This window comes from Roseibium sp. RP-7 (assembly GCF_053005225.1).
In genome coordinates this window covers 2,749,645-2,775,414 of sequence record NZ_JBRKQA010000001.1, presented here as the reverse complement: position 1 = coordinate 2,775,414, position 25,770 = coordinate 2,749,645, and the positions used below count along the sequence as shown (strand labels likewise).

The following is a 25,770-nucleotide window of genomic DNA, read 5'->3' as shown; positions in this document are numbered from 1 at the left end:
TACTGCCGTCCTACTCACTTACGCGCTGGCGGCCCCGCAGCTCACGCGATCATTCCGGCGTGTGGTTCGGTCCACACCGGTTTTCAAGGCATTGTTCCGATCTTCAGATCAGTCCCCGCAAGACGCACTAGCCCCCGCTGCACATCCCGCATATGCCCTTGTTAAAGCGTAGTTTTATTACTTCAAAGTAAACTGCCCGTCGAGGCCGCCGCGTTGCCCAAATTCAACTCTCCACCGGATTCAGGCGACCCGAGGTTCATTTCTCAAAGGCTGTTTGTTGTAACAGTCTGAAATATATGACTAAAAACTGCGTCAATTTGCCTACTGCCGGCTGTTGCGCACAGGACACAGGTGAGAAGAAATCGTCATTCGGATCAGTTGTGACGTACATCACATTCAGACCTGTCAAATCAGCCTAGGGTGAACTCATTGCTGATGACCGCCCTGTCACAGCAATGCTGGACCCCACCTCCAGCTTCGGCCGCCGGTTCAAAACCCTGCCCACGACACCGGACCGGCGGCCCCTACCCTTTGGCGATGTTCCTGCGCCCGCACTGCCCGTCCTGCCCCTGTGTGCAAGCGGCGCGGGAACATCCCAAAGGAGCTCGCTTCCCCCGCACATCCACACGATTTCGCCCGCCTGAACTTCATGCTGGTGATTCCGGCTTGACTTTCCGAGTGAGAAAAAGGAAACGGTTTGCACAGCCGGGCCGCCAAGGCACCGGCATGGTGAGGTGGCCGAGTGGTTTAAGGCAGCGGTCTTGAAAACCGCCGTGCGTGAGAGCGTACCGTGGGTTCGAATCCCACCCTCACCGCCATTTTTTTCTCAGGACATTTCAAATTGATCCCGCCGCCCGTGCACGTGTGCATTGGTATCACGCGTAATTTGATGCAGATTTCTCTTTCCCCTATCATCTGATCCGGAGGAACCGTCGCTTGTTGCGGCGGCGGCTACTGGGAGGAGATAGCCGGCATGTCAGTGATGCACGAGCCCTGGCTTGTTGCGCTGTCCCTGGTGATGGCCTTTCAGGGCAGTTTCGTAGGCTTGAACCTTGCCGTTCAGGTTCGCAGCGCGATTGACCCGAGACGTCGGCTGTTGCTTGCAGGGGCAGCATTGACCGTCGCCCTTGCCATCTGGTCCATGCATTTCGTCGGAATGCTGGCCGCCCGTCTGCCTGTCGCCGTTGATTTTCTCGTTCTGCCGACACTGCTGTCGTTTCTCGTCTGTGTACTCGTTGTCGGTATTGCTGTTTTCGCAGCGAGCAATGCGCGGTTGACTCCGATTCGCCTCGGCCTTTCCGCCTTCGTCATGGGAAGCGGTATTTGCACCATGCATTATCTCGGCATGTATGCCCTGCATGGGTCTTTGCGCATGGAGCATGACCCGGCCTACGTCTTTGCAAGCTTCCTGATTGCCTTCAACGCAGCCGGTCTCGCCATGTGGCTTCTTTTTGGCCTCGGCCGCCGCCCTCCTCTCGTCATTTCGGCAGCGGTTCTGGCGCTTGCGATTTCAGCCATGCATTACACGGCCATGGCAGGATTGACCTATGAAACGCTGCAACCGGTTTCAGGTACTCTTGCGCCAGCCCTGAGCCCCGGAATGCTGGCTATTCTCGTTTCCTGCGTAGCATTTCTGGTGTCGGGCCTGTTCCTGTTGGCCCTCGTTCCAGCCCAGGAAGACCAGACCGATAGCGGCATGGTCAGGAACCAGCAGCCAGAGGAAGAGCTGCGTGCGGCAAGTGAAGACAAGCAGGGCCAGTCAGCGCAAGCCGTTATGGCTGTTGGCGGCAAAACCGCATCCGGATTGCAGGCGGCGGCTCAAGCGGTCCGGCCAGGTCAGCCACTTGGCAAGGGAATGCTGCCGATCGAGCGGGACGGCCAGAAGACCAAGATCGGCGTTCTGGACATATATGCCATTCACGCGGACGCCCATTACACACGTCTTTATGATGGCAGCAGAGAATTTTTCTGCCCCCTTTCCATCAGTGAAGCGGAACAGCAGCTTGATCCGCGCACCTTCAACCGTGTCCACCGAAGTCACATCGTCAACCTCAGCCGTGTTGTCAGCTACAAGCGCTCCGGTGACGGCGGTGTTCTTATCCTTGCCGGCCAGGCGGGGCAGAGTGTTCCTGTCAGCCGGTCTCGTTGGGGGCGAGTGAAAGCGCGATTGAAGGCGCTTGGGCAAAACAGGCATCAAAGCCACGCGGGCCATGAACAGCCCGCTGCCGCCCAATAATCAGGTCATCGGTTAGGTTCACTTTCGGTGTTGCAGTGCATGCAAGGCCGCAAAATACGCCGTTCGTGCAAATGGGCATCAAGCGGACACTCTTCATGGTGGTGGTATTTGCGGCCTGGATCCCTATTGTAAGCTATTGTAATTACCTTTCTTTCTCGAAATCATCTGAATTTACGCCGTGAAATGCGTCAGAAGAGCTGTCGCAGTTCGTGCAGGACAGCACGTCATCCGTGTGGTCAGACAGGCTTTTTGTGCAAGCGTTCTTGAGTGTGCGCCGCACTGTTCCGCACCCTTCTCAAACGTGAACAATTCGGCCGTTTCCAGCGTCCGGACACGACGTTGCCGGTGGAAGGCGAAACCAATCGCTTTTCGGGAAAACCGGCATCCGGCCCAGAGGTGGCCGGCAGAGGGAGGAGAAAGACGTGATACCTGGTGCATTCACCTATCACCGGCCATCGTCCGTGGCGGAAGCTGTCGCGATCTTGGTCAGCCATGGCGACGAAGCGCGGCCGCTGTCCGGTGGCCATAGCCTGATCCCCATGATGAAGTTGCGTATGGCAGCGCCGGAACATCTGGTCGACCTTGGTGGGATTGCCGATCTTAAAGGCATTTCCGACGACGGCGGCACGATCACCATTCGCGCCATGACCACGCAGCATGAGCTGATCGCCTCGGATCTCTTGGCGTCAAAACTGCCGATCATTCGCGAAACGTCGCTTCTCATTGCCGATCCGCAGATCAGATATGTCGGCACCCTTGGCGGAAATGTCGCCAATGGCGATCCGGGCAACGATATGCCGGCGCTGATGCAGTGCCTTGATGCGACCTATGTTCTGACAGGGCCGGACGGCGAACGAGAAGTGCCTGCACGCGACTTCTATGAGGCAGCCTATTTCACGGCCCTTGCGCCTGAAGAAATTCTGACAGCCATTCGTATACCCGTCCCGCCTGCAGGGCATGGCTATGCCTATGAAAAGCTGAAGCGCAAGGTTGGCGACTATGCGACAGCCGCTGCTGCCGTGGTCCTGACGATGGAAGGTGGCAGTGTGTCCTTCTGTTCGATTGCCCTCACCAATGTCGCGGATACACCGCTTTTTGCGCAGGAAGCCGGAGAGATTCTGGCTGGTTCGTCGCTCGATACGGCAACCGTTGCCCGCGCGGTCGCAGCGGCTGAGGCGATCACCGAGCCCGCTTCGGACGGACGTGGACCTGCAGAATATCGCACCAAGATGGCAGGCGTGATGTTGCAGCGGGCGCTCGCAAAAGCTGCATCGCGCGCATCCAGCTGAACCAGGATCGAGGGAAACGACTATGAGCGATATTGAACAGATCCCGGTCTCCATGACCATCAACGGCAAGAAGGTGCAGCGTTTTGTTGAACCGCGCACGCTTCTGATCCATTTCCTGCGAGAGGACCTCAACCTCACCGGGCCGCATATCGGTTGCGAGACCTCTCATTGCGGTGCCTGCACGGTTGAGCTGAACGGCATGTCCGTGAAGTCCTGCACCATGTTTGCCGTTCAGGCAGACGGCGCGGAACTGACCACCATCGAAGGCATGGCCAATGCGGATGGTACCTTGTCCGCGCTTCAGGAAGGCTTCCGGCAGATGCACGGGCTGCAGTGCGGCTTCTGCACCCCGGGAATGATCCTTCGTGCACACACGCTGCTGAAGGAAAACCCGAACCCCACGGAAGAGGAAATCCGCATGGGCATTTCGGGCAATCTTTGCCGCTGCACCGGTTACCAGAACATCGTCAAGGCGATCCAGTACGCCGCCGCGAAGCTGAATGGTACTGAATTTCAGGAGGCTGCAGAATGAACGACATGACCCCGACACGGGAACAGCGCGAAGCCGCCCTGGAAGGCATGGGCTGCAAGCGCAAGCGTGTGGAAGATATTCGCTTCACGCAAGGCAAGGGCCAGTATGTCGATGATGTGAAACTGCCCGGGATGGTGTTCGGCGATTTCGTCCGTTCTCCCTATGCCCACGCCAAGGTTACAAAGATCGACGCTTCCGAAGCGTTGAAACTGCCCGGCGTCATCGCCGTGCTGACGGCGGAAGACCTGAAAGGCGTCAATCTTGCGTGGATGCCGACACTCGCCGGTGACGTGCAGATGGTGCTGGCCGATGGCAAGGTGCTGTACCAGAACCAGGAAGTCGCCTTCGTGGTGGCCGAGAACCGCTACATCGCCGACGATGCCATTCAACTGGTGGAAGTCGAATATGAAGAGCTTCCCGTCCTGACGGACCCTTTCAAGTCGATGGATCCGGACGCTCCGGTTCTGCGGCCTGATCTCGACGGTAAGATGGAAGGCGCACACGGGCCGCGCAAACACCACAACCACATCTTCACCTGGGAAGTTGGCGACCAGGAGGAAACCGACCGAGCCTTTGCCGAAGCCGATGTCACCATCAAGGAGCTGATCTCCTATCACCGGACGCACCCCTCACCGCTCGAGACCTGTCAGTGCGTTGCATCGATGGACAAGATCAAGGGCGAGTTGACGGTCTGGGGAACGTTCCAGGCACCCCATGTCATCCGAACGGTGGCCTCTCTGCTCTCGACTATTCCGGAGCAGAAGATCCATGTGATCGCGCCGGATATCGGCGGCGGTTTCGGCAACAAGGTCGGGGCTTACCCGGGTTACATCTGTGCCATCGTTGCGTCCATCGTCACCGGCGTCCCGGTGAAGTGGGTCGAGGATCGGATGGAGAACCTTTCGACAACGTCCTTTGCTCGCGATTATCACATGACCGCGGAAATCGCTGCGAAGAACGATGGTACCGTCACTGGTCTCAAAGTGCATGTTCTGGCTGACCATGGCGGCTTTGATGCCTGTGCCGATCCGTCGAAATGGCCGGCTGGTTTCTTCAACATCGTGACCGGGTCCTACGACTTCCCGGCAGCGCATCTGGCTGTCGACGGGGTCTATACCAACAAGGCACCGGGCGGCGTCGCCTACCGCTGTTCGTTCCGCGTTACGGAGGCGGCCTATTGCATCGAGCGGGCGATGGATATCCTGGCCCAGAAGCTCGACATGGATCCGGCGGACTTGCGGATGAAGAACTTCGTCAAGCCGGAGCAGTTCCCCTATCACTCGGCCCTTGGCTGGGAATATGACAGCGGCGACTATCACACCGCCATGCAGAAGGCGATGGACACGATCGGCTACCGCGAGCTGCGCGCTGAGCAAAAGGCCAAGCAGGAAGCTTTCAAGCGGGGGGAAACCCGCGAGATCATGGGCATCGGCGTGTCGTTCTTTACCGAGATCGTCGGTGCCGGACCGTCGAAGAATTGCGATATCCTCGGTGTTGCGATGTTCGACAGCGCCGAAATCCGCGTGCACCCGACCGGCTCGGTGATTTCCCGCATGGGCACCAAGTCGCAAGGCCAGGGGCATGAAACCACCTGGGCGCAGATCATCGCGACGGAAATCGGTATTCCGGCCGCCGACATCATGGTGGAGGAAGGCAACACGGATACCGCGCCTTACGGTCTTGGGACCTATGGCTCGCGCTCCACTCCGGTTGCCGGTGCCGCGATTGCGCTTGCGTCTCGCAAGATCCGCAACAAGGCACAGATGATCGCGGCCCACATGCTGGAAGTGTCCGAGTACGATCTGGAATGGGACGTGGACGGGTTCCAGGTGAAAGGCAATCCGCAGGCACGCAAGTCCATGAAGGAGATTGCCTGGGCTGCCTATCACGCCCCGCCTCCAGGCATGGAACCGGGTCTTGAAGCGGTCAGTTATTACGACCCGCCCAACATGACCTATCCTTTCGGCGCCTACCTCTGTGTTATGGATATCGACGTCGATACCGGCGTTGCCAAGACGAGGCGTTTCTATGCGCTGGATGACTGTGGAACCCGGATCAATCCGATGATCATCGAGGGACAGGTTCACGGTGGTTTGACCGAGGCCTTCGCCATCGCCATGGGTCAGGAGATTCGCTACGACGAGATGGGCAACGTGCTGGGGGCGTCCTTCATGGACTTCTTCCTGCCGACAGCTGTCGAGACACCTCACTGGGAAACCGATTTCACCGTCACCCCCAGCCCGCATCATCCGATCGGGGCAAAGGGCGTAGGCGAAAGCCCGAATGTCGGCGGTGTGCCGGCCTTCTCCAATGCGGTGAACGACGCCTTCAAGTTCCTCGGGTCGACCCATATCCAGATGCCGCATGACGCCTGGCGTATCTGGCAGGCGGCCAAGGACCTGGGTGCGCACGCATAAAGCACTTCTTACCGCAGGCTGGCTCCTCCGGGACAAAGCCTGCGGTGACGTTCCGATCGTCCTCTCGTAACTGATTCTGGATCAGCACCCGAAAGACGATGGATGCGACCTTCTCACCGAACGGACCAGCATGACCCAGACCAAGGATCAGATAGCGCTTCAGCTCGCGGATGCCGGTTATATCGCGGACGAAGGTCTTGCGACGGCACTTCTCCTGACAGGGATGCTCGGGCGGCCGCTGCTTCTGGAAGGCGAAGCCGGTGTCGGCAAGACGGAAGTGGCGAAGGCTCTGGCGCGTCTTGAGAACACCGATCTCATCCGCCTGCAGTGCTATGAAGGCCTCGACCGTTCGGATGCCATATACGAGTGGAACTATCAGCGCCAGCTTCTGGCCATCAAGGCGCGGGAAGGGTCTGGCGACAGCGCGGAAACTGTCGAGGAAGCGATTTTCTCCGAGAAATATCTTCTGGAACGCCCGCTTCTTGCGGCCATCCGAAAGGACGTGCCGCCGGTTCTGCTGATCGATGAAATCGACCGGGCAGATGAGGAATTCGAGGCATTCCTGCTTGAGATCCTGTCTGACTTCCAGGTGTCGATCCCGGAACTCGGAACGGTTCAGGCAGTTACAATCCCACGCGTGGTTCTGACCTCAAATGGTACACGCGAACTGTCGGACGCATTGCGCCGGCGTTGCCTTTATCATTTCGTCGATTACCCCTCGCCCGACCGCGAAACACGAATTCTGCTGGCGCGTGTCCCGGATCTTGATGCTGCTCTCGCCCAACAGATCGCCGAACTCATGAACAAACTGCGCAAGGAAGACCTCGTGAAGGTTCCAGGCGTTGCCGAAACCATAGATTGGGCGGCGGCTCTTCTCGGCCTTGGGGCCAAAAACCTGCAGGAGAGCCGGGAGCTTGTCTTTGAGACGCTTTCTTGTGTCCTGAAAACCCGGGAGGACAGTGCCCGTGTCAGCCGCGCAGTCACCGACAGGTTGCTTGGAAAGGTGGCTTGAGCAATGTCCGGCCTTTTCCTTGAAACCAGTGCAGACATCGGGCCGATCCTGAGGCTGCGGCTGGCAGGGTTTGTCCGCTCACTGCGTGACAGCGGCTTCAAGGTCGGATTGGCCGAGACCCGGGATGCTAGCCGGTTGCTGTGTTCGCGGATGATTCAGCGCCCCGGAAGCTTGAAGGCGGCCTTTCGCAGTCTTTTTTGCGGACGCTTGTCCGACTGGCAGCGTTTCGACGACATCTTCGATGCCTATTGGATCGACAAGGGTGTCAAATCTGGCGTGAAGGTTACCGGGACAAGTACGCGCAAGGGCATGAAGACCATTCGCGAACTGATCGATGCAAGTGGTAACCGTCAAGAGACAATTGCAGGCGATGTCGAACGCCTTCCCGGCGAAGAGGATGAGGCGAGCGACGACGCTCCCTCCGGACGCCGGGAAGGTGCGAGCATTGCCGAAAACCTCGGCCAGCTGGATTTTCGACATCTCAGCGATCCGGACGCCCTTAAGCAGGCCCATGAGCTTGCCCAACGGCTCGCACGGGCAATGCGTATAAGGCTGACCCGCAGGGATCGTCAGAAACGAAAGGGCCGGAAGCTGGATCTGCGCAGAACCATCCGCCGGTCTATTGCCCATGGCGGCGCACCTATTGAACTTGTGCGCAAGGGCCCTCGCGAGAAACAGTTGCGATTGGTGATCCTGCTCGACGCGTCCGGGTCGATGAACAACTACACGGGTGTCTTCACTCGGTTCGTGCACGGTTTGCTTGATAGCTTCCGCGAAGCAGAAGCGTTTCTTTTTCATACCCGTCTTGTGCACGTCTCCTCAGCCCTTTCGGAGCGGGACGCCGGCCGTGCTCTCGATCGCATGGGGCTGATGGCGCAAGGGATCGGTGGCGGCACGAAGATCGGCGCGGCGCTGGCCGACTTCAACAGATGGCACGCTGCCCGGGTCGTCCACTCGCGCACCTGCGTCCTGATCCTGTCGGATGGCTACGACACAGGCACGCCGGAAGCACTTGGCGATGAGATGGCAAGGTTACGGCGGCGCTGCAGGCGCATTGTCTGGCTCAACCCGCTGCTTGGCTGGCAGGGATACGAACCGACAGCCGGAGGCATGGCCGCCGCCCTGCCCCATGTCGATTTCTTCGCGCCAGCCCATAACCTCGCCAGCCTTGAAGCCCTAGAGCCTTATCTTGCGAGACTTTGAACGATGGGAGATGTTGAAATGAAGCATTCTGTTCCCGTGTCCGGCAAAGAGGCCGCGCCAGAGGTCGTGCAGGACCTGCCGCGCCTGATGAACCGATTGCAGGGTGACAACGAACCTTTCGTTCTGGCAACCGTTGTTCGCACCATATCGGTGACCGCAGCCAAGGCGGGCGCGAAGGCCGTGATCGACAGGAATGGGGATATTGTCGGCGGCTGGATCGGCGGTGGCTGCGCAAGATCGGCTGTCATCAAGGCGGCAAAGTCCGCTTTTGAAGATGGACAGACACGATTGATCTCCCTTCAACCTGCGGACCTGCTGGCAGAGATCGGCGTGGAAGCCGGTGAGGAGCGCGAAGGCATTCAGTTTGCCCGGAACATGTGCCCGAGCCAGGGCACAATGGATATCTTCATAGAACCGGTTCTGCCGCGGCCCACGCTTGTCATCTACGGCGCCAGTCCGGTTGCCGTTGCCCTTGCGAGCCAGGCGCCTTCCATCGGATTTGACCTGACCTTCTGCGCGCCTGCAGAAGAGCTGTCCGTCTTTTCAGGCGCCGGGAAAAGAGCAGACGGGTTTGACAGTCCCATTCGAAGCAACGGGCAGATCTACTCCATTATTTCGACCCAGGGGCGCGGCGATCTGGCGGCCCTGAAGGCCGCTCTTCTGACGGATGCGCGCCACATCGGGTTTGTCGGGAGCCGCCGGAAGATTGCAGCCCTCAAGGCTAAATTGCGCGAGGAAGGCGTAGCAGATCAGACCCTCGACCGGATCAAGGGGCCCGCAGGCCTTGATCTGGGAGCCATTGCACCGGAGGAAATTGCACTCTCTATCCTGGCGGAACTTTTGATGATCCGCCGCAGCGGACACCGCCAGACCAACATCCATCACGTTTGACCCCACCAGGGAAGCAACCACATGCAAATGAACGACAGCCAGCGGATCGAAGCCCCCAAGCATAAGGTTTGGGAGGCATTGAATGATCCGGAAGTCCTGAAAGCCTCTATTCCGGGATGTGAAGACCTGATCAAGCATTCCGATACCGAACTGGAGGCGAAGGTACGTCTCAAGGTGGGCCCGGTAAAAGCAACTTTCGGCGGCAAGGTGACGCTCAACGATCTCGATCCGCCGAACGGCTACACCATTGAAGGCGAAGGCTCCGGCGGGGTAGCCGGCTTTGCCAGAGGTGCTGCCAAGGTTCATCTGGAAGAAGACGGTCCTGACGCGACGATCCTTCACTACGAGGTTGATGCGAAGGTTGGCGGCAAGCTGGCGCAGCTTGGTGCCAGACTGATCGATTCAACCGCCAAACGGCTTGCCGGTGAGTTTTTTACCGCCTTCGGCGAACAGGTCGCCCCGGGAACACCGGCTGCATCGAACGAGATGGAAGCCGATACCACGCCAGCAGACGCTTCTCCTTCAGATGGCGAAGAGAAGAAGGGATGGATCAAAGGCCTTTTCGGCGGCAAGAAAAAGCAGAACGTGGCTGGTGACGAGGGTAAGATCGACGAACCTGCGGAATAAATCCCGACTGCAAGAGCCGCTTGCCTGGCTCTTGCAGATGTTCAAACCGGAGGAATTGTTATGGCACATACCGAAGTTCAAGCCATGGGTGGCATTCGCGAAATGATGCGTGATCCATCGCTGGTTCTGGCACTCGTCACGGGTTCGGCCTTGACCGGTTTTTTGCTGGTGGCGCACGCCTGTTGTCTGGGCATCACCGAACAGCATTTCCTGCCGTTGGTTCAGATCTGCTCTTTCGCCGGCTGAGACTGTTTTTCGATAGATCAGCAAAGGCTGCTTAAGGTCTGGGCATGGTGCATTCTTCACCATGCTGCCCATATTCTGCTCAGAGTACCATTTTCTTTTGATTGGTTTCGACGAGCTCAATCCAGATTCCATTTCTTAAATTATTGAAACAATGTACGAAATTTCCACCTTCGCCTTTCTGGCATTCCCCTTGCTTTGGTTATGATGTGCAGCGCGCCTAGGGATCCGGTCGCAAGACGATGCAGGACCGAGAGGTGCAAGCCGGTTGAGAGGCATATGCCGACATAGACCGGTGACACGGCGGGACAAAAACCCGGGAGACAACTGCACGAGGTTTCGCGCGCGCGAACCTGCTCCCGGCCGTGCGCAAAAACCTCATGACGTAAGTCCGGTTCTGATGACCGGGCCCAAGACAGGAGACGCGCACAGATGTTGAAATCGATTGCCAAAGCTTCCCTCCTCGCCGCAGCGCTGACGCTGCCACTTTCCCTCACTTCGGCCAGGGCCGAGGAAAAGACGGATTTCAAGGTCTGCTGGTCCATCTATGTCGGCTGGATGCCCTGGGGTTATCTGCAGGACAGTGGCCTCATGAAGAAATGGGCCGACAAATACGACATCTCCGTCGAGATCGTTCAGATCAACGACTACGTGGAGTCCATCAATCAATACACCGCAGGAGAATATGACGGCTGCTCCATGACCAATATGGATGCCCTTTCGATCCCGGCTGGCGGCGGTGTCGACACAACCGCGCTTATCGTCGGTGACTACTCCAACGGCAACGATGGCATCATCCTGAAGGACAAGTCCGAACTTGCCGATATCAAGGGACAAAGCGTCAACCTGGTGGAGCTTTCCGTCTCCCACTACCTGCTCGCACGGGCACTCGACACGGTTGGTCTCAGTGAACAGGATCTGACGGTCGTCAACACATCCGATGCAGACATGATCGCTGCCTATCAGACACCGGATGTCACGGCGGTGGTCACCTGGAACCCGCTCCTGTCTGAAATCGAAGCGGAAGCAAATGCCACCAAGGTGTTCGACAGTTCCGGCATTCCAGGCGAAATCATCGATATCATGATGGTCAATACCGAGACGCTTACGGACAATCCCGCCTTCGGCAAGGCTCTTGTAGGCGCCTGGTACGAACTGATGGGGATCATGTCGTCAGACAGTGACGAAGGCATCGCGGCACGCACCGCCATGGCCGAAGCCTCCGGCACGGACCTTGCCGGCTACGACGCGCAGCTCGCGACGACCAAGATGTTCTACACGCCCGCAGAAGCGGTCGCGTTCACCAAGTCCGCTGAACTTCCCGAGACGATGAAATTCGTTGCCGAGTTCCTTTTCGACAAGGGCATTCTGGGTGAAGGGGCACCCAGCCCTGAATTCGTCGGCGTCTCTTTCCCGGATGGATCGATCTATGGCGATACCGGAAACGTGAAACTGAAATTCGACCCGAGTTTCATGACGATGGCAGCAGAAGGCACGCTCTAGGCTTCCTTTGCTGATCCGGTGTTCCGGCGCCTCGGCGCCGGAGCCGCAGCCATAGACCGATCGGACCGTTTCATGCGTATCATCAACCGGAAACCCTCCCGGGTCACCGCCCTGGCGCTTGGGCTCCTGCCTTTCGTGCTGACATTGGTCGCCTACGCGATTGCCAGCCATTATCGCCGGCTCGACAATCCGGCGGACAAGCTTCTCCCCTCCATCACCAGCATGGGAGAAGCCTTCTGGCGCATGGCGGCAGTGCCGGACCGGAGGTCGGGAGACCTTCTGCTCTGGTTGGATACTTTCGACAGTCTCTGGCGTCTTGGGACAGGGATGGCAGTGTCGACGCTTCTGGCAATCTCCCTTGGCATTGCCATCGGCTTCATTCCCCATATCCGCAGCGGACTGGCGCCTTATCTCGCGACATTCTCGCTGATACCCCCGATCACCATCCTGCCGATTCTGTTCATCACCTTCGGTCTTGGCGAACTCGCGAAAATCGCCCTGATCGTGATCGGAACGGCACCGGTGATGATCCGTTCCACGGCCCAGGCGGTTCTGGACATTCCGCGGGAAATGATCATCAAGGCGGAAACACTTGGGGCCAGCGTCTGGCAAATGGTTACGCGGCTCGTGTTGCCGCAGGTGCTTCCGCACCTGATCACCAGCCTGCGGCTTTCTCTCGTGCCGGCCTGGATCTTTCTGATTTCAGCAGAGGCCATCGCGTCCACTTCGGGGCTTGGCTACCGCATCTTCCTGGTGCGCCGTTACCTCGCGATGGATGTGATCCTGCCTTACGTCGTCTGGATAACGCTGCTGGCGTTCCTGCTCGACAGAGCCTTGCTGCTGTTGTCCCGCCGCGCTTTTCGCTGGCACCATCTGGGAGGTGACGCGCTATGAATACTGCGTCTAAACTCTCGGTCCAGAACCTGGCAAAATTATACGACGGCGTGCCTGTTCTCGAACGGGTCAACCTGGAAGTCCAGACCGGGTCTTTTTGCACGATCGTTGGAGCATCCGGCTGCGGAAAATCGACATTCCTGCGGATGCTGCTTTCCCAGGAACATCCAAGCCGTGGACAGATCCTCCTGGACGGCGCTCGCTTGCCACTTGAGCCGACACCCGATCGCGGGATCGTCTTCCAGAAATACTCGGTGTTTTCGCATCTGACCGTGGCTGAAAACCTCATCCTTGCGCAAGAGTTTGAATCGTCGCGCTGGACCGGGCGGCTTTTTGGTACTTCCCGCAAGGCGGCTTTTGGATCGTCCGACGACCTGCTTGACAGGATCGGTTTGCGACCGGCGGCAAACAAGTATCCGGCGCAACTGTCCGGTGGCATGCAGCAACGTCTCGCGATCGCCCAGGCCTTGATCAAGAAGCCAAGCATACTGCTGCTCGACGAGCCTTTCGGCGCGCTAGACCCGGGTATACGTGTCGACATGCATGAATTGCTTTTTGGGCTCTGGAAAGAGTTGTCCATGACGGTTTTCATGGTGACGCATGATATTCACGAGGCCTTCAAGCTCGGCACGCGTCTGCTGGTGTTCGACAAGATCCGCCACGACCCGCAGGCGCCACAGGCCTACGGCGCGACCATCACCTACGATCTGCCACTCAAATCGCCAACGGGAGCCTCCTTGCGGTCTCCGGAGGCCATCGCAGGTGCAATTGGTGCTCCACAGACAAACAAGCCCACTCCGTCTTTCCAAAGAATCCACACCCCAAACAATCAGGAATGAGGACCATCCCATGAGTTTCAATCGAGCCTCAGGCCCCAGGACTCACCACCTTGCCGCAGGTCAATTCACCAGAGACCCCAACCGAAGACAGCATCATCCTGACTTCGACAAACTGCAATTGCGAGGTTGGAAGGCCGCTGAAAAGGAAGGTGCCCTGCCCTCTGCCGCGTGGGAAAAGGAAAAAGCCTGGGCGCTGCGAATGGGACTGACAGGATCCGATAGTCTCACCGACAAATCGATCCCGACCTTTGCCCGTGGAGAACTGCCCCACTATGCGGGGATCAACACCTTCCTGAAAGCGCCTTACATCGAGGATGTGACAAAGGTCGGGGCTTATGACGCCGCCGTCATCGGCATTCCTTTCGATGGGGGCACCACTTACAGACCCGGCACACGGTTCGGGCCGCAAGGAGTTCGGAAGATTTCCGCGCTCTACACGCCCTACAACTACGAGATGGGTGTCGATCTTCGGGAACAGATGACGCTTTGCGATGTCGGTGACATCTTCACCATTCCTGCCAATATCGAAAAGACATTTGACCAGATAACGCGGGCGGTTTCACACGTCGCATCCTCCGGAGCCTTGCCGATCATGATCGGCGGCGATCATTCAATCGGCTTTCCTTGCGTACGCGGGATCGCCCAATGCACGTCCAAGCGCATAGGTATCGTGCATTTCGATCGGCATATCGACATCCAGGAAAAGGACCTGGATGAACGGATGCATACGACGCCCTGGTTCCACGCGACAGATCTCGTCAACGTGCCGGCCGTCAATCTGGTTCAGATCGGTATCGGAGGCTGGCAGGTTCCGCGAGAAGGGGTGGAAGTTGCGCGGGAGCGGAACACCAACATCTTCACCATGCGCGATGTCGAGGAACTGGGATTGGCGGAAACGGCCGCACGGGCGCTGGAACTGGCATGGAAGGACGCAGATGCAGTCTATATCTCGTTCGATATCGACAGTGTCGACTGCGGCTTCGTGCCCGGTACCGGCTGGCCGGAGCCAGGTGGCTTTCTGCCGAGAGAGGCACTTGAACTGGTGTCGCTGGTCGCGAAGGAAGGCATCTGCGGTCTGGAGGTCGTAGAAGTTTCACCACCTTACGATTGCTCCGACATCACAGCCCTTCTGGCAACTCGGGTAATTGTAGATGTTCTTGGGACCCTGGTTTCCCATGGAAAAATGGGTTCGCATAAATCCATCATCGACAAGCCGGTGTCCATTCCGGCCGGTCCGGACGTGGAGTAAGGCGATGGCGCGACATCATCACGGCCACGATCACCATGTTCACCACGATCATGAACATGGTCATCACCACCACCACACACATGACCACGATCATGGAAGTCTCGCCGGACATAATCACGTGGGCCCGGACCATCTGCATTCTCATGTTCATGGGGCCTCGCGTGCGGACCGGGCCGAAGAACTGCAGGCACTTGCGGTGAGCTTCATAGACGGCTTTCGGGCTGCCGACGACAAGACCAGTTACCTGCGTCTTGCCGGCGTCCCGTTTCACCGCCCCGGTGCCGATGGTCTCATACAGCACCTTGTCGACGCAAAGATCGTCAGCAATTGGCAGGTCGGTACAGCCTCGCCGGCCTTTGCTTCCCGAGAACTCGTCTACATGAGTTTTCCAGGTTCAATGGTCCAAGCCCGGGAAACCATGACCTTCACCTTTGTATCCCTGTCGCAACGGTCAGACATTGACCTCATCGACATCCTCACCACTCGTCTGGCCCATGGAGATATCGCAGAATGAAACAGCTTTTGATGACGTCAATTCTTGCCTTGGCATCCACCCCTGCATTTGCACACCCTGGTGCGCACGATCACCTGGCCGGTTGGCAAGGCGCAGGTGAGCATCTGCTTGGCTCGCCATTTCATCAGCTGCTGCTTGTCGTGGCTGTCAGCGGGTTGGTTCTGGCCGTTTCCCTGGTCCGGAAATCGAAAAAGACCACGAGGAAACAGCCTGTAGAACGCAGGTCCTGAGGGTCTCTCTCGTTAAAGCGGGGCCTTGATACCAACCGAGGTATCAGAGCCCCGCCAGAGTGCTTTTGGAATGATCCGAGAAGAACAGGGTCGTTATGTCGTCGATCGCCATCGGACCGCCGAACAGGTAGCCTTGGCCGATGGTGCAGCCGATATCGACCAGTACATCGCGTTGCTCGACTGTCTCGATGCCTTCGATCAAGACCTGAGAGCCCATGGTTTCGGCAATACCAAGGACCATCTTGAGAATATCGCGAATTTTCTTGTCCTTGACCGCCTTGGTGGCAAACGACCTGTCGATCTTGATTTCGTCCCAATCAAAGTCCGTCAGGTAAGACAAGGCGGAATAACCGACGCCAAAGTCATCCAGCGAAATGCCGATACCCAATGATCGCAACTCAACGAGTGTCGTCTGAATGCGGCGCAGATCGCTCATCAGGGTTGTTTCGGTCACTTCCAGTTTCAGCCTGGAGGCTGGCAGACCGGTCCGACCGAGGCATTCGTCGAGCATTGCAACGACGTCGTCGCTCAGAATCTGCGCAACAGAAAGGTTGACCGACAGACTCAGGTCCGATGGCAACAACTGTACTTCCGAACACGATGTTTCCAGGATCTTCCATCCCAGCGATACGATATCGCCATTGCGTTCAGCGATCGGGATGAATTCCGAGGGTGAAATCCAGCCCAGTTCGGAATGGTACCAGCGTGCCAAAGCTTCCACGCCGAAAATCCGCCCGGTCATGAGGTTGAACTGAGGCTGGAAGTGCGGAAGGCATTCGTTCGCCTCTATGGCGCGGGCAAGTGCGTTTTCGACGATTGTCCGCCGTTCCATTTCCGCGCGCATGGCCGGTTGGTAGGTCACGACGCGGCGGCGGCTGTGGCTGACGGCATTACCAACCGCGAGATCCGCATTGCGAATGATGTCGGTGGCATCTCGCTCTACGGTGGTTGAATCCGCATAGCCGATAGCTGGTGAAATCAGGAAGGATCCGAGTGCCGTTGGGACCGGGCGCAGGAAGATGTCGTGGATCCGGTTTGCAACGACAGAAGCAGTCAGCCCAACCTCTTCATCACTTACAGTCATGAGGAGAAATCCCTTGCCTCCTGAGCGGGCAAGGCAATTTACACCTTCCATCCGGTCTACCGCGTGACGCAACAGGTCCGCAGTCGATGCCAGGATAGCTTCCTCCGTTACAAGACTGAACTTGTTGATAGCCGGCAGTCTGGACTCCAGATCGATGTTGAGAATGCTCAAGGTCTGATCAGGAGCAAGTGTGTCATGCGTAGAGCGCACGATCTCTGCAAAGACACGGGAATTTACCAGGCCTGTAACACTGTCGTGGTCCAGCCGGTGCTCCAGGAGCCTGGTTTGCTCGCGAGTTGCCTCTGCCTGTCCTTGCAGCACCTGGCTGCGCTTGTTGGAGAACCAGATCCATCCAAGGCTGACCAGAAGGAAAACAACAACGAGCGCGTCTTGTACAATCTGGTGGAAATGAAAGCTCTTTCTCGCCGCCGACATTTGCTTGGCAGCTTCCTGAGTCACCATCTGATTGATTTGTTGAAGGGAACTTCCTATCCCCTGCAAGATGATCAGTGCATTGCTCACGGAGGTCTGGTCATCGAGCGTATCCAGGAACGGTTTCACCCGGTTGCTCGTACGAACGATGTGGACCAGTTTGTCCTGGATGTAGTCTGACGGCCCCACAATTTCGCTATAGGCGTCGCTGGGCCACGTTTCGAAAGCGTTCAGCAGTGCTTCGTAGGTTTTTCCGGCCTCTGCAGCATCTTCCGGGCTTTTCAAGGCACTGTACCGTGCAATCAGTTTTTCCAGGGCCGTAGTGTTAAAGCGCAGCGTGTCGTTGAGGACCGAACGTTCCAACTGATCCTTGTGAAGGTAGTCGGCTTGCGCGCTATAGAGCGAGTAGGCGTTTACACCGAGCAAAAGCGTAAGGGAGGCGCAAAGCGCCGGAAATCCTATTCGCAACAGTTTATCAAAAATCATTGGCTCAACCGCCCTGATGACAGATTACACCGCCCCAATTGGAGCTTATCGATAGTCCTCTCCGGCCCAATGTCTCTGTCACAGACGAACCGGTGCCCCCCGGCTTGCCATTTCCGGTATCAGCGGCAGGCCATCTACCTGCTGCGCTGGACCAGCGGTGGATTACGCCCGATTGTTAGCGCCGCAAACTTTCACGAAACTTGCGAGTAAAAAACGGTTGTAGACCCCGATCGCGGAAAGATCTTTCTGCCCTTCAATCCACGATGTAGGAATTTAGACCCGACAACGGTTAAGACCGTCTAAATGCCAAAAGACGCAACGTAAATTATGCTTGGTTTTGCGGTGGATAACGGGGATGGGCACAAGATTGCTGTCATGTTGCCATTGTTTACCCAAGGTTGTCTTGACGCGCTCATTCCAACACGAAATCCTGCAACTGAATCGTGAAATCGTGTTGGGAGCGGGTGCAAATGCCGATCTTAAGGACACTCCGAGATGGGCTTACGCCAACCGGGCTCATAGTAGCGGCCAGTTTCTTCGGTGCCGCACTGACGCCGTCGATGATGCCGAGGGAACCAATTGTACAAGCGACCCTCGCCGCCGTGGCAGCGACGTTTGGCTATGAGGTGACCCTTCTGGCAAGGAGTGTCTGGCGTTATCTGGAGTTGCCGGAGCCCAAGGGACGTTTGTGGACACTCTGGCTCCTTGCCGCTTGCGGTATCAGCCTTGCGATCATGGTCTACAGTCTGTCGAAAGCTGCCAGTTGGCAGAACGCGACCCGTGAAGCTGTTGGTTTGCCGCCGCTCGAGAGCGCAGCGCCGTTCTTCATCGTCACTGTTGGCGTGTTGATCGCACTTTGCTTGTGGCTGGTTTTCCGGGTTGCAGGTGCCTTGCGTAGAGCCGTTGCTGTTGTTCTGGACAAGATGCTTCCGAGGCGCGTCGGCGTGGTCCTGTCCATCGTTCTGGTTGGCTGGTTCCTGTGGGCACTTGTCGATGGAGCCCTTGTACGTAATGCGTTTCGTATGGCCGATACGTCTTTTCTGGCTGCAGACCTGCTTCTTGAACCTGATATCGAAAAACCTGCTGATCCCGAAAAAACCGGCAGTACCCGGTCGCTGGTCAAATGGGAGGAGATGGGGCGTTGGGGTCGTCATTATGTCGCGACCGCTCCGACTGCAGCAGAGATTTCCGAATTCTGGCCGGATAATGCCGTTGATCCTATCAGGGTCTATGTTGGACGAAGGTCTGGTGACACCGCAGAAGAACGCGCCCAACTTGCTTTGCAGGAACTGATCCGCGTTGGCGGATTTGACCGATCGGTTCTTGTGGTTGTGGTACCACCCGGCACCGGTTGGATGGACCCGGGAGCTCACGACACAATCGATTTCATGCTTGGCGGTGATGTGGCGACAGTGGCTGTCCAATATTCCTATCTGACCAGTTTTCTGGCGCTGCTTGCCCATCCAGATTACGGGGTAGATCAGGCTCGAGCCCTTTTCAACGCGGTCTATGCCCACTGGACGCAGATGCCCAAAGACAGTCGGCCGGAGCTTTATGTTCACGGTCTCAGCCAGGGGGCCTTCAACTCCCAGGCGACACTTCCCCTGTTTGACATGCTGGGTGACCCGATCCAGGGCGCCTTTTGGGCTGGGTCTCCTTTCTTTTCGCGATATTGGTCGGAGGTCCGGGATCGGCGGAAGGCTGACAGTCCAGCATGGCGTCCGAACTATGGAAACGGCTCGCTTGTCCGGGTGATGGATCAATATGGCGGACTGGAGGGGAACTATGCGCCCTGGGGGCCAATTCGTGCGGTGTTTCTGAATTATGGCAGCGACCCTATCGTGAACTTCACGTTCGATACGGGTTTTAGGCCGCCAGCCTGGATGGCCTCACCGCGTGCGCCGGATGTTTCAGAAAAACTGTCCTGGTTTCCCGTGGTGACAATGCTTCAGATTGCGCTGGATTCCATGTTTGCGCTGGATGTTCCCAGATACGGGCACTACTACATTGCGCCTGATTACATCGACGGATGGGCTACAGTTGTCGATCCGGACGGCTGGTCACCAGAAAGAGCGGAAGCGCTGAAAAAGATATTCGAGCGCCGTGATCCTGCGATCTAACGCCCGGAACCAATTGGTTGGACTATCGATTTTCCAGGAGGCTGGCCAGGCCACGCTTGAAGGTTTCTCCGGCTGGTTCTGCTGCTTTCACGATGTCTGCAACCTTGAAGAATTCCATGGTCTTGAAACGGCCGACAGGCGGTTCAATCAACAAATCAGGTTGATTGCAGGCCAATTTGGCGGCGACCAACGAGTGAAGGGTGATCGAGAACGAGCCGATCCAGGTTTCCAGGCCGGTTGGAAGCCCGCTTTTTCGCTCTTCGAAAGAGCTGCCAGTAACATCGACAGCGACTGTCGGAATGCCGTCGTCCTGAAAGACATCAAACGGTGTCGGGTTGACGAAGCCCCCGTCTATCAAAACCTGGCCGTCTATCCTGACAGGCGTCAAAAGCATGGGGAGAGCGGACGAGGCTGCAATTGCAGGCAGTAAGGGCCCCTCCTCCAGAACCACCTGCGACTGGGTGTAAAAATCCGTCGCAACGATCTTCATTGGCAGTTTCAAATCCGAGAACTGCTCGGCCAGGTCTTTAGGAAACACCGTTTCGAAAAGAACGATGGGATCGATAATCGCCGGACGGACAACATTGAAGAGCGACGACCAGGTTCGGCCATCCTTCAGAAACAGCTTTTGAAGCAATTGCGTTTTCTGGGTGAAGAGATCAACTGCAAACTGTCGGATCTCTCGACCGCTCATACCGCTGGCGTAAAAAGCACCCAGGATCGACCCCATTGATGTCCCGGCAATTTCGACGGGTTTGACACCCAGGTCATCCATCGCTTCCAGAATGGGAATGTGAGCGAATGCCTTTGCGGCTCCGCCACCAAGAGCCAGACGGAACCCCTGGGCAGAGCTGCTGCTGTGTGTCGTCATTTCTGCCTCTGGGGCGCTGCTGGCAGAGGCCAAGCCAGCCATGCTGCCAGATCCAGCAACGGCCGCGGCGAGCATCAGTTCTCGTCTGCGGATCATTCGTCAAAGGTCCGTATCGTGTGGATTGCGGCGATCCATCCTGGATGGAAACGAAATTATAGTTTCGTTTGTAGAGGTGTCGATGTTGCGATTCAACGTTGCGGTGATTTCTGCGCAAGTCTTCGATCAGAACGATCGCGATGGAAGCAGGTGCTTTACGCATAACATTCAGACAATCGGTCACCGGATATGAAAACGGCCCGGAAACGCTGGCTCCGGGCCGTCCTGGATAGGTGATAACCGCGATTATTGCGGCAGTTTGTCGTCGATACCCTGCACGTACCAGTTCATGCCGAGAATGGCTCCATCGTCGAGGGCGATGCCATCTTCAGCGGCAACCGAGCCGTCTTGCTTGGTGATCGGGCCGGTGAACGGCTCCCAACCGCCGGAGATCTTGGCTTCGGTTTCCTTGGCCATTGCAACGACATCATCCGGGAGATTGGTGTAAGGCGCCATCACGACGTGACCTTCGGCAAGGCCTGCCCAGGTGCTCTTGGGCTCCCAGGTGCCATCCATGACTTCCTGGATGCGCTCGATGTAGTACGGACCCCAATCGTCGATGATTGCCGTGTACTGGGCTTCCGGTGCGAACTGGATCATGTCGGATGCCTGACCGAAGCCATGCGCGCCACGTTCCTGTGCGACCTGAAGCGGTGCGGTGGAATCGGTGTGCTGCGTAATGACATCGGCACCCTGATCGATCAGCGCCTTTGCAGCGTCGGCTTCCTTGCCCGGATCGAACCAGGAATTGACCCAGACGACCTTCAGCTTGAAATCCGGGTTGACGGACTGAGCACCGAGCAGAAATGCATTGATGCCGGACACCACTTCCGGGATCGGGAACGAGGCGATGTAACCTGCGACGCCGGATTCGGACTGTTTGGCGGCAATCTGACCGATAATGTAACGGCCCTGGTGGAACTTGGAGTTATAGGTCGCGACGTTGTCGGCAGTCTTGTAGCCGGTCGCGTGTTCGAACTTCACATCCGGAAACTTCTTGGCGACCTTGATCGTCGGGTTCATGTAGCCGAAGGACGTGGTGAAGATGACATTGCAGCCTTCACGGGCGAAACGCTCGATCGCGCGCTCTGCATCCGGACCTTCCGGCACACTTTCAAGATATGCGGTTTCCAGCTTGTCGCCGAAATGCTTTTCCGCATCAAGACGGCCCTGGTCGTGCTGATAGGACCAACCGAAGTCGCCAACTGGTCCAACGTAGATAAAGCAGGCTTTGACGTCTGCAGCGTTTGCGGCAGAGCCGGCAGCTGCGAAGGCAACGGCGGCAACGGTTGCTTTCAAAAGAGATTTCATCTGGTTCTTTCCCCTCTGTTTCGATCTCTCTGTTGCGATCTTGTCTAAGGCCAAGCCCCCGATCGCACCGGGGCCGGGCCGACCGGTGGCTGGGAGGCTTACCGGTCTGGAACGAATGGCTTGCCGAGACAGGCTGGCGTGTTGACGAGCGTCAGTCTGCGGTTTGCCGAAATGAGCACAAGCACCAAAATAGTCGCAAGGTACGGCAAGCTGGACAGCAGTTGGGACGGAATGTCCAGCTCAACTGCCTGGGCGTGGAGGTTCAGGACGCTGACTGCACCAAACAGATAGGCGCCAACAACCACGCGAAGCGGCAGCCAGGACGAGAACACGACCAATGCCAGCGCAATCCAGCCTCGGCCTGCAGTCATGTTTTCAACCCACTGAGGCGTATAGGCAAGCGACATGTAGGCACCCGCCAGACCTGCACAGGCGCCGCCAAAAAGAACCGCTGCGAACCTGATGCGAATAACGGAATAACCAAGAGCGTGAGCCGACACGTGGTTGTCACCAACAGACCGAAGCACGAGGCCAAGCCGGGTCCGGAACAGGAAATAGGCGACAGCGATGACCAAGGCGAAACTCACATAAACGAGCGCGTCCTGCTGGAAGAAGACAGGCCCGAAGAACGGAATGTCGGACAGTACAGGAATGTAGAGATCCGGCAGTTTAAGACCTGGAATGCCGATGAAGGCCTCCCCGATCAGGCCCGAGAAGCCGACGCCGAGGATGGTCAGGGCAAGACCGGTTGCCACCTGATTGGTTACCAGGACGAGCACCAGGAAGCCAAAAAGTGCCGACATGGCCATGCCGGCGGCAATTGCCGCAAAGACGCCGAGCGTCCCGGATCCGGTCTGATTGGCGACGGCGAATCCGACCACGGCCCCCATGATCATCATGCCCTCAACACCAAGGTTCAAAACACCGGAGCGTTCAACGACGAGTTCGCCGATCGCAGCAATCAACAGCGGTGTTGCCGCGGTGATAACGGTCAGGAGAACGGCTTCAAACATGGGAGACCTCCCCTGCCGAACCACGGCGGCCGACAAATCTGATGCGATAGAGGATGAGTGTGTCGCAGGCGAGCACGAAGAACAGCAGAAGGCCCTGAATGACACTGGCAATCTTGTTGGAGACACCCATCGCCGATTGCACCGCCTCGCCGCCGATATAGGACAATGCCAACACGAAACCCGCGACGATGATACCGAAGGGATTCAGCCTTCCCAGAAAGGCGACGATAATGGCTGTAAATCCATAACCGGGAGAGATGGTCGGGAGGAGCTGGTTGAGTGCGCCGGACACTTCCATCGTGCCGGCAAGGCCTGCAAGACCACCGGCAATTGCGAAGGAAAACAGCGTCAGTTTCTTTGCAGAAAAACCGGCAAAGCTGCCTGCGCGAGGACTTTCGCCCATCACCCTGATCTCGAAACCCTTAATGGTCTTGCCGAGGACCACCGCAAGCACGACTGCGACGATCAAAGTGATCGGGGCCGCATAGCTGAGTGACGTGCCAGGGACGGTGGACAACGTGGCGGCGTCGGAGAAGAGCGCCGATTCCGGGAAGTTGTAACCGCCGGGATCCCGCCACGGTCCGCGAACCAGGTAGTCCAGCAGGAGACTGGCGACATAGACCAGCATGAGGCTGGTCAGGATTTCGTTGGTATTGAACCTGGTTTTCAACAGCGCCGGGATCAGGGCCCAGAGTGCCCCACCGATAGCGCCGAAAGCCATCATCAAGGGAAGCGTGGCAGCACTTTCGAAGTCCGGCATCAGAATGGGCAGAGCAGAGCCGAACAGCGCACCGACGACGAACTGGCCTTCAGCACCGATGTTCCAGTTGTTCGACAGATAGCAAACCGACAAGCCGCAGGCGATCAGGATGAGCGGTGTTGCCTTGGCGATTGTCGCGTTGAGAGACCATTCTTGTGTCAGAGGTTCTATGAAGAACTTATATAATCCGAACAATGGGTTATGTCCGGATATTGAGAAAATGAGTCCGGCTGCGATTGCGGTCAGACCAACAGCGATCAACGGCGACAGCAGTGCCATCTTTCGGCTGTGCTCTTTTCTTTTCACGAGTTCGACGCGCATCAGGCAACCTCCCCTTGCGCTTCCGCGCCGCCTGCCATGAGCAGGCCGACCCGCTCGCGGTTCATGTCTGAAGTCGGCTCGGCCGCAGACAGATAGCCTCTGGAAATAACCGCAATCCGGTCGGCGATTTCGAAGATTTCATCCAGGTCCTGGCTGATCACCAGCACCGCCGATCCGGAGCGGGCAAGGTCGATGAGCGCCTGCCGGATAAGAGCGGCGGCACCGGCATCGACACCCCAGGTTGGCTGGTTCACGATCAGCACACCAGGTTTGCGGTCCAGCTCGCGGCCGACTACAAATTTCTGAAGATTGCCCCCTGAAAGGGAACGCGCTTCTGGATCGTCATGGGACATGCGCACGTCGAAGGACTTCTTGATGCGCTGTTCCATCTTGCCTGCATTGGCATTGGAGACGAAGAAACCACTGACCAGCTTGTCGCCGGTTCTGTGGCGCGTCAGAACGATGTTCTGCGATAGTTTCATGCCCGGTACGGCGCCGTGGCCGAGACGTTCTTCTGGTACGAAAGCCGCGTTCTGCCTGCGTCGCCAGGTAATGTTCCTGTTGCCGCAGGGCTTGCCGTCCAGAACGACCATGTCGGCTGCCACTGGCATTTCACCGGAGATCGCGTCGAAGAGCTCACCCTGGCCGTTGCCTGCAACGCCGGCGATCGCGACCACCTCTCCGGCCCTGAGATCCAGCGAGACCTTGTTCAGCGCTGTTGCGAATGGCGTTGCGGCTTTTGCGGACAGGTTCTTCAGGGCAAGCCGGGTTTCGCCGATCTGCGGCTTTTGAGAGCTGGCGCTGACAGAGGCAACGTCGGCTCCCACCATCATGCTGGCCAGAGATGCCGGTGTTTCCTTGGTTGGGTCACATTCGCGAACCACCTGGCCATGCCGAAGGATCGTCGCGTGGTGACAGATGCGTTTGACCTCTTCCAGCCGATGGCTGATGTACAGAACGGCACAGCCTTCCTTGGCCAGGCGCTCCAGCGTCAGGAAGAGAAGATCCGCTTCCTGGGGCGTAAGCACCGACGTCGGTTCGTCCATGATGATCAGCTGCGGTTCCTGAAGCAGGCATCGGACAATCTCGATACGCTGTCGGATGCCGACCGGCAAGTCTGCAACAATGTCGTCCGGATTCAGGGGCAAACCATAATCGCGCGACACGGATTGGATCCGATTGGCAAGCTCAGACATTCGCCCCGGATTTGGCAATGCCAACGCGATATTTTCTGCAACCGTCAAGGCTTCGAACAGCGAAAAATGCTGGAACACCATCCCGATGCCGAGTTCGCGGGCAGCTGCGGGGTTGTCGATGTCGACCCGTTGGCCCTGCCAGAGAATTTCACCGCCATCCGGCTCCAGTGAACCGTAGAACATTTTTACGAGGGTCGATTTGCCTGCGCCATTTTCGCCAAGGAGTGCATGTATTTCACCCTTGTTTATGACGAGATCGACCCTGTCGTTCGCCAGAATGTCGCCAAATCGTTTGGTCAGGCCCCGGGCATCGAGCAAAGTATCCTTTCCGGATCTGCTTTGCCGCGCCGTGCCGCCGTCCCCTGTCATCGTTTCTGTTTCTGCCACGCCGTCCCCCAAGC

The 25,770-nt window shown here is 57.6% G+C and carries 22 protein-coding genes, 1 tRNA gene and 1 riboswitch; of the genes, 17 read left to right on the top strand and 6 right to left on the bottom strand.

Annotated elements, in window-relative coordinates:
* Positions 1-728: 728 nt before the first annotated feature.
* The 16 genes from ACVDG9_RS12465 to ACVDG9_RS12390 all read left to right on the top strand — a co-directional run bounded on the left by ACVDG9_RS12465 (position 729) and on the right by ACVDG9_RS12390 (position 15,679).
* Positions 729-818 (top strand) — tRNA-Ser (locus ACVDG9_RS12465).
* A gap of 155 nt (positions 819-973) precedes the next feature.
* A complete protein-coding gene (locus ACVDG9_RS12460) occupies positions 974-2,236 on the top strand; it encodes an MHYT domain-containing protein (RefSeq protein WP_447238111.1) in 1,263 nt (420 codons plus the stop codon).
* A 422-nt stretch (positions 2,237-2,658) separates the two neighbouring features.
* Positions 2,659-3,525 carry an FAD binding domain-containing protein gene (locus tag ACVDG9_RS12455; RefSeq protein WP_447238110.1) on the top strand — a complete coding sequence of 289 codons (867 nt, stop codon included), beginning with the start codon at positions 2,659-2,661 and terminating at the stop codon, positions 3,523-3,525.
* A 22-nt stretch (positions 3,526-3,547) separates the two neighbouring features.
* Complete coding sequence (locus ACVDG9_RS12450; RefSeq protein WP_082809741.1) at positions 3,548-4,057, top strand: (2Fe-2S)-binding protein; 510 nt, start codon at positions 3,548-3,550, stop codon at positions 4,055-4,057.
* Positions 4,054-6,474 (top strand): aerobic carbon-monoxide dehydrogenase large subunit, encoded by a 2,421-nt coding sequence (locus tag ACVDG9_RS12445; protein ID WP_077292841.1) that lies wholly within the window; start codon positions 4,054-4,056, stop codon positions 6,472-6,474. The genes ACVDG9_RS12450 and ACVDG9_RS12445 overlap by 4 nt, the downstream gene beginning before the upstream one ends.
* Positions 6,475-6,604: 130 nt before the next feature.
* On the top strand, positions 6,605-7,486 hold the full coding sequence (locus ACVDG9_RS12440) for an AAA family ATPase (protein ID WP_447238109.1): 882 nt from the start codon (positions 6,605-6,607) through the stop codon (positions 7,484-7,486).
* Between the two features lie 3 nt (positions 7,487-7,489).
* The gene (locus ACVDG9_RS12435; protein WP_447238108.1) at positions 7,490-8,689 is read left to right on the top strand and encodes a vWA domain-containing protein; all 1,200 of its coding nucleotides are present in this window, start codon (positions 7,490-7,492) and stop codon (positions 8,687-8,689) included.
* Between the two features lie 18 nt (positions 8,690-8,707).
* Positions 8,708-9,580 (top strand): XdhC family protein, encoded by an 873-nt coding sequence (locus ACVDG9_RS12430; RefSeq protein WP_447238107.1) that lies wholly within the window; start codon positions 8,708-8,710, stop codon positions 9,578-9,580.
* A 21-nt stretch (positions 9,581-9,601) separates the two neighbouring features.
* Positions 9,602-10,207 carry an SRPBCC family protein gene (locus tag ACVDG9_RS12425; RefSeq protein WP_447238106.1) on the top strand — a complete coding sequence of 202 codons (606 nt, stop codon included), beginning with the start codon at positions 9,602-9,604 and terminating at the stop codon, positions 10,205-10,207.
* A gap of 60 nt (positions 10,208-10,267) precedes the next feature.
* Positions 10,268-10,453, top strand: coding sequence for a hypothetical protein (locus tag ACVDG9_RS12420; RefSeq protein WP_447238105.1), 186 nt, complete (start codon positions 10,268-10,270; stop codon positions 10,451-10,453).
* Between the two features lie 206 nt (positions 10,454-10,659).
* A riboswitch (guanidine-I (ykkC/yxkD leader) is annotated at positions 10,660-10,775 on the top strand.
* Positions 10,776-10,882: 107 nt separating this feature from the next.
* Positions 10,883-11,953, top strand: a complete 1,071-nt coding sequence (locus ACVDG9_RS12415; protein ID WP_447238104.1) for a putative urea ABC transporter substrate-binding protein — start codon at positions 10,883-10,885, stop codon at positions 11,951-11,953.
* Positions 11,954-12,025: 72 nt separating this feature from the next.
* Positions 12,026-12,847: an ABC transporter permease gene (locus ACVDG9_RS12410; RefSeq protein WP_168686830.1), complete on the top strand. Its 822-nt coding sequence runs from the start codon at positions 12,026-12,028 to the stop codon at positions 12,845-12,847.
* On the top strand, positions 12,844-13,686 hold the full coding sequence (locus tag ACVDG9_RS12405; RefSeq protein WP_447238103.1) for an ATP-binding cassette domain-containing protein: 843 nt from the start codon (positions 12,844-12,846) through the stop codon (positions 13,684-13,686). The genes ACVDG9_RS12410 and ACVDG9_RS12405 overlap by 4 nt, the downstream gene beginning before the upstream one ends.
* Positions 13,687-13,696: 10 nt before the next feature.
* Positions 13,697-14,935: an agmatinase family protein gene (locus ACVDG9_RS12400; protein ID WP_055654308.1), complete on the top strand. Its 1,239-nt coding sequence runs from the start codon at positions 13,697-13,699 to the stop codon at positions 14,933-14,935.
* Positions 14,936-14,939: 4 nt separating this feature from the next.
* Positions 14,940-15,449, top strand: coding sequence for a hypothetical protein (locus ACVDG9_RS12395; RefSeq protein ID WP_447238102.1), 510 nt, complete (start codon positions 14,940-14,942; stop codon positions 15,447-15,449).
* A complete protein-coding gene (locus ACVDG9_RS12390) occupies positions 15,446-15,679 on the top strand; it encodes a hypothetical protein (protein WP_206911244.1) in 234 nt (77 codons plus the stop codon). The genes ACVDG9_RS12395 and ACVDG9_RS12390 overlap by 4 nt, the downstream gene beginning before the upstream one ends.
* Positions 15,680-15,722: 43 nt before the next feature.
* Here ACVDG9_RS12390 and ACVDG9_RS12385 read toward each other — a convergent pair whose 3' ends face one another.
* Positions 15,723-17,681 carry a putative bifunctional diguanylate cyclase/phosphodiesterase gene (locus ACVDG9_RS12385; RefSeq protein ID WP_209169334.1) on the bottom strand — a complete coding sequence of 653 codons (1,959 nt, stop codon included), beginning with the start codon at positions 17,679-17,681 and terminating at the stop codon, positions 15,723-15,725.
* A gap of 470 nt (positions 17,682-18,151) precedes the next feature.
* Here ACVDG9_RS12385 and ACVDG9_RS12380 point away from each other — a divergent pair, with 470 nt between their 5' ends.
* Complete coding sequence (locus ACVDG9_RS12380; RefSeq protein WP_447238101.1) at positions 18,152-19,801, top strand: alpha/beta hydrolase; 1,650 nt, start codon at positions 18,152-18,154, stop codon at positions 19,799-19,801.
* A gap of 22 nt (positions 19,802-19,823) precedes the next feature.
* Here ACVDG9_RS12380 and ACVDG9_RS12375 read toward each other — a convergent pair whose 3' ends face one another.
* The 5 genes from ACVDG9_RS12375 to ACVDG9_RS12355 form a co-directional block, all read right to left on the bottom strand.
* On the bottom strand, positions 19,824-20,672 hold the full coding sequence (locus ACVDG9_RS12375; RefSeq protein WP_447238100.1) for a patatin-like phospholipase family protein: 849 nt from the start codon (positions 20,670-20,672) through the stop codon (positions 19,824-19,826).
* A 342-nt stretch (positions 20,673-21,014) separates the two neighbouring features.
* Positions 21,015-22,079 (bottom strand): BMP family ABC transporter substrate-binding protein, encoded by a 1,065-nt coding sequence (locus ACVDG9_RS12370; RefSeq protein ID WP_447238099.1) that lies wholly within the window; start codon positions 22,077-22,079, stop codon positions 21,015-21,017.
* Positions 22,080-22,177: 98 nt separating this feature from the next.
* Positions 22,178-23,092, bottom strand: a complete 915-nt coding sequence (locus tag ACVDG9_RS12365) for an ABC transporter permease (protein ID WP_022998630.1) — start codon at positions 23,090-23,092, stop codon at positions 22,178-22,180.
* Positions 23,085-24,173: an ABC transporter permease gene (locus tag ACVDG9_RS12360; RefSeq protein WP_022998631.1), complete on the bottom strand. Its 1,089-nt coding sequence runs from the start codon at positions 24,171-24,173 to the stop codon at positions 23,085-23,087. The genes ACVDG9_RS12365 and ACVDG9_RS12360 overlap by 8 nt, the downstream gene beginning before the upstream one ends.
* On the bottom strand, positions 24,173-25,738 hold the full coding sequence (locus ACVDG9_RS12355; protein ID WP_447238307.1) for an ABC transporter ATP-binding protein: 1,566 nt from the start codon (positions 25,736-25,738) through the stop codon (positions 24,173-24,175). Before ACVDG9_RS12355 ends, ACVDG9_RS12360 begins: the two co-directional genes overlap by 1 nt.
* Positions 25,739-25,770: the final 32 nt, after the last annotated feature.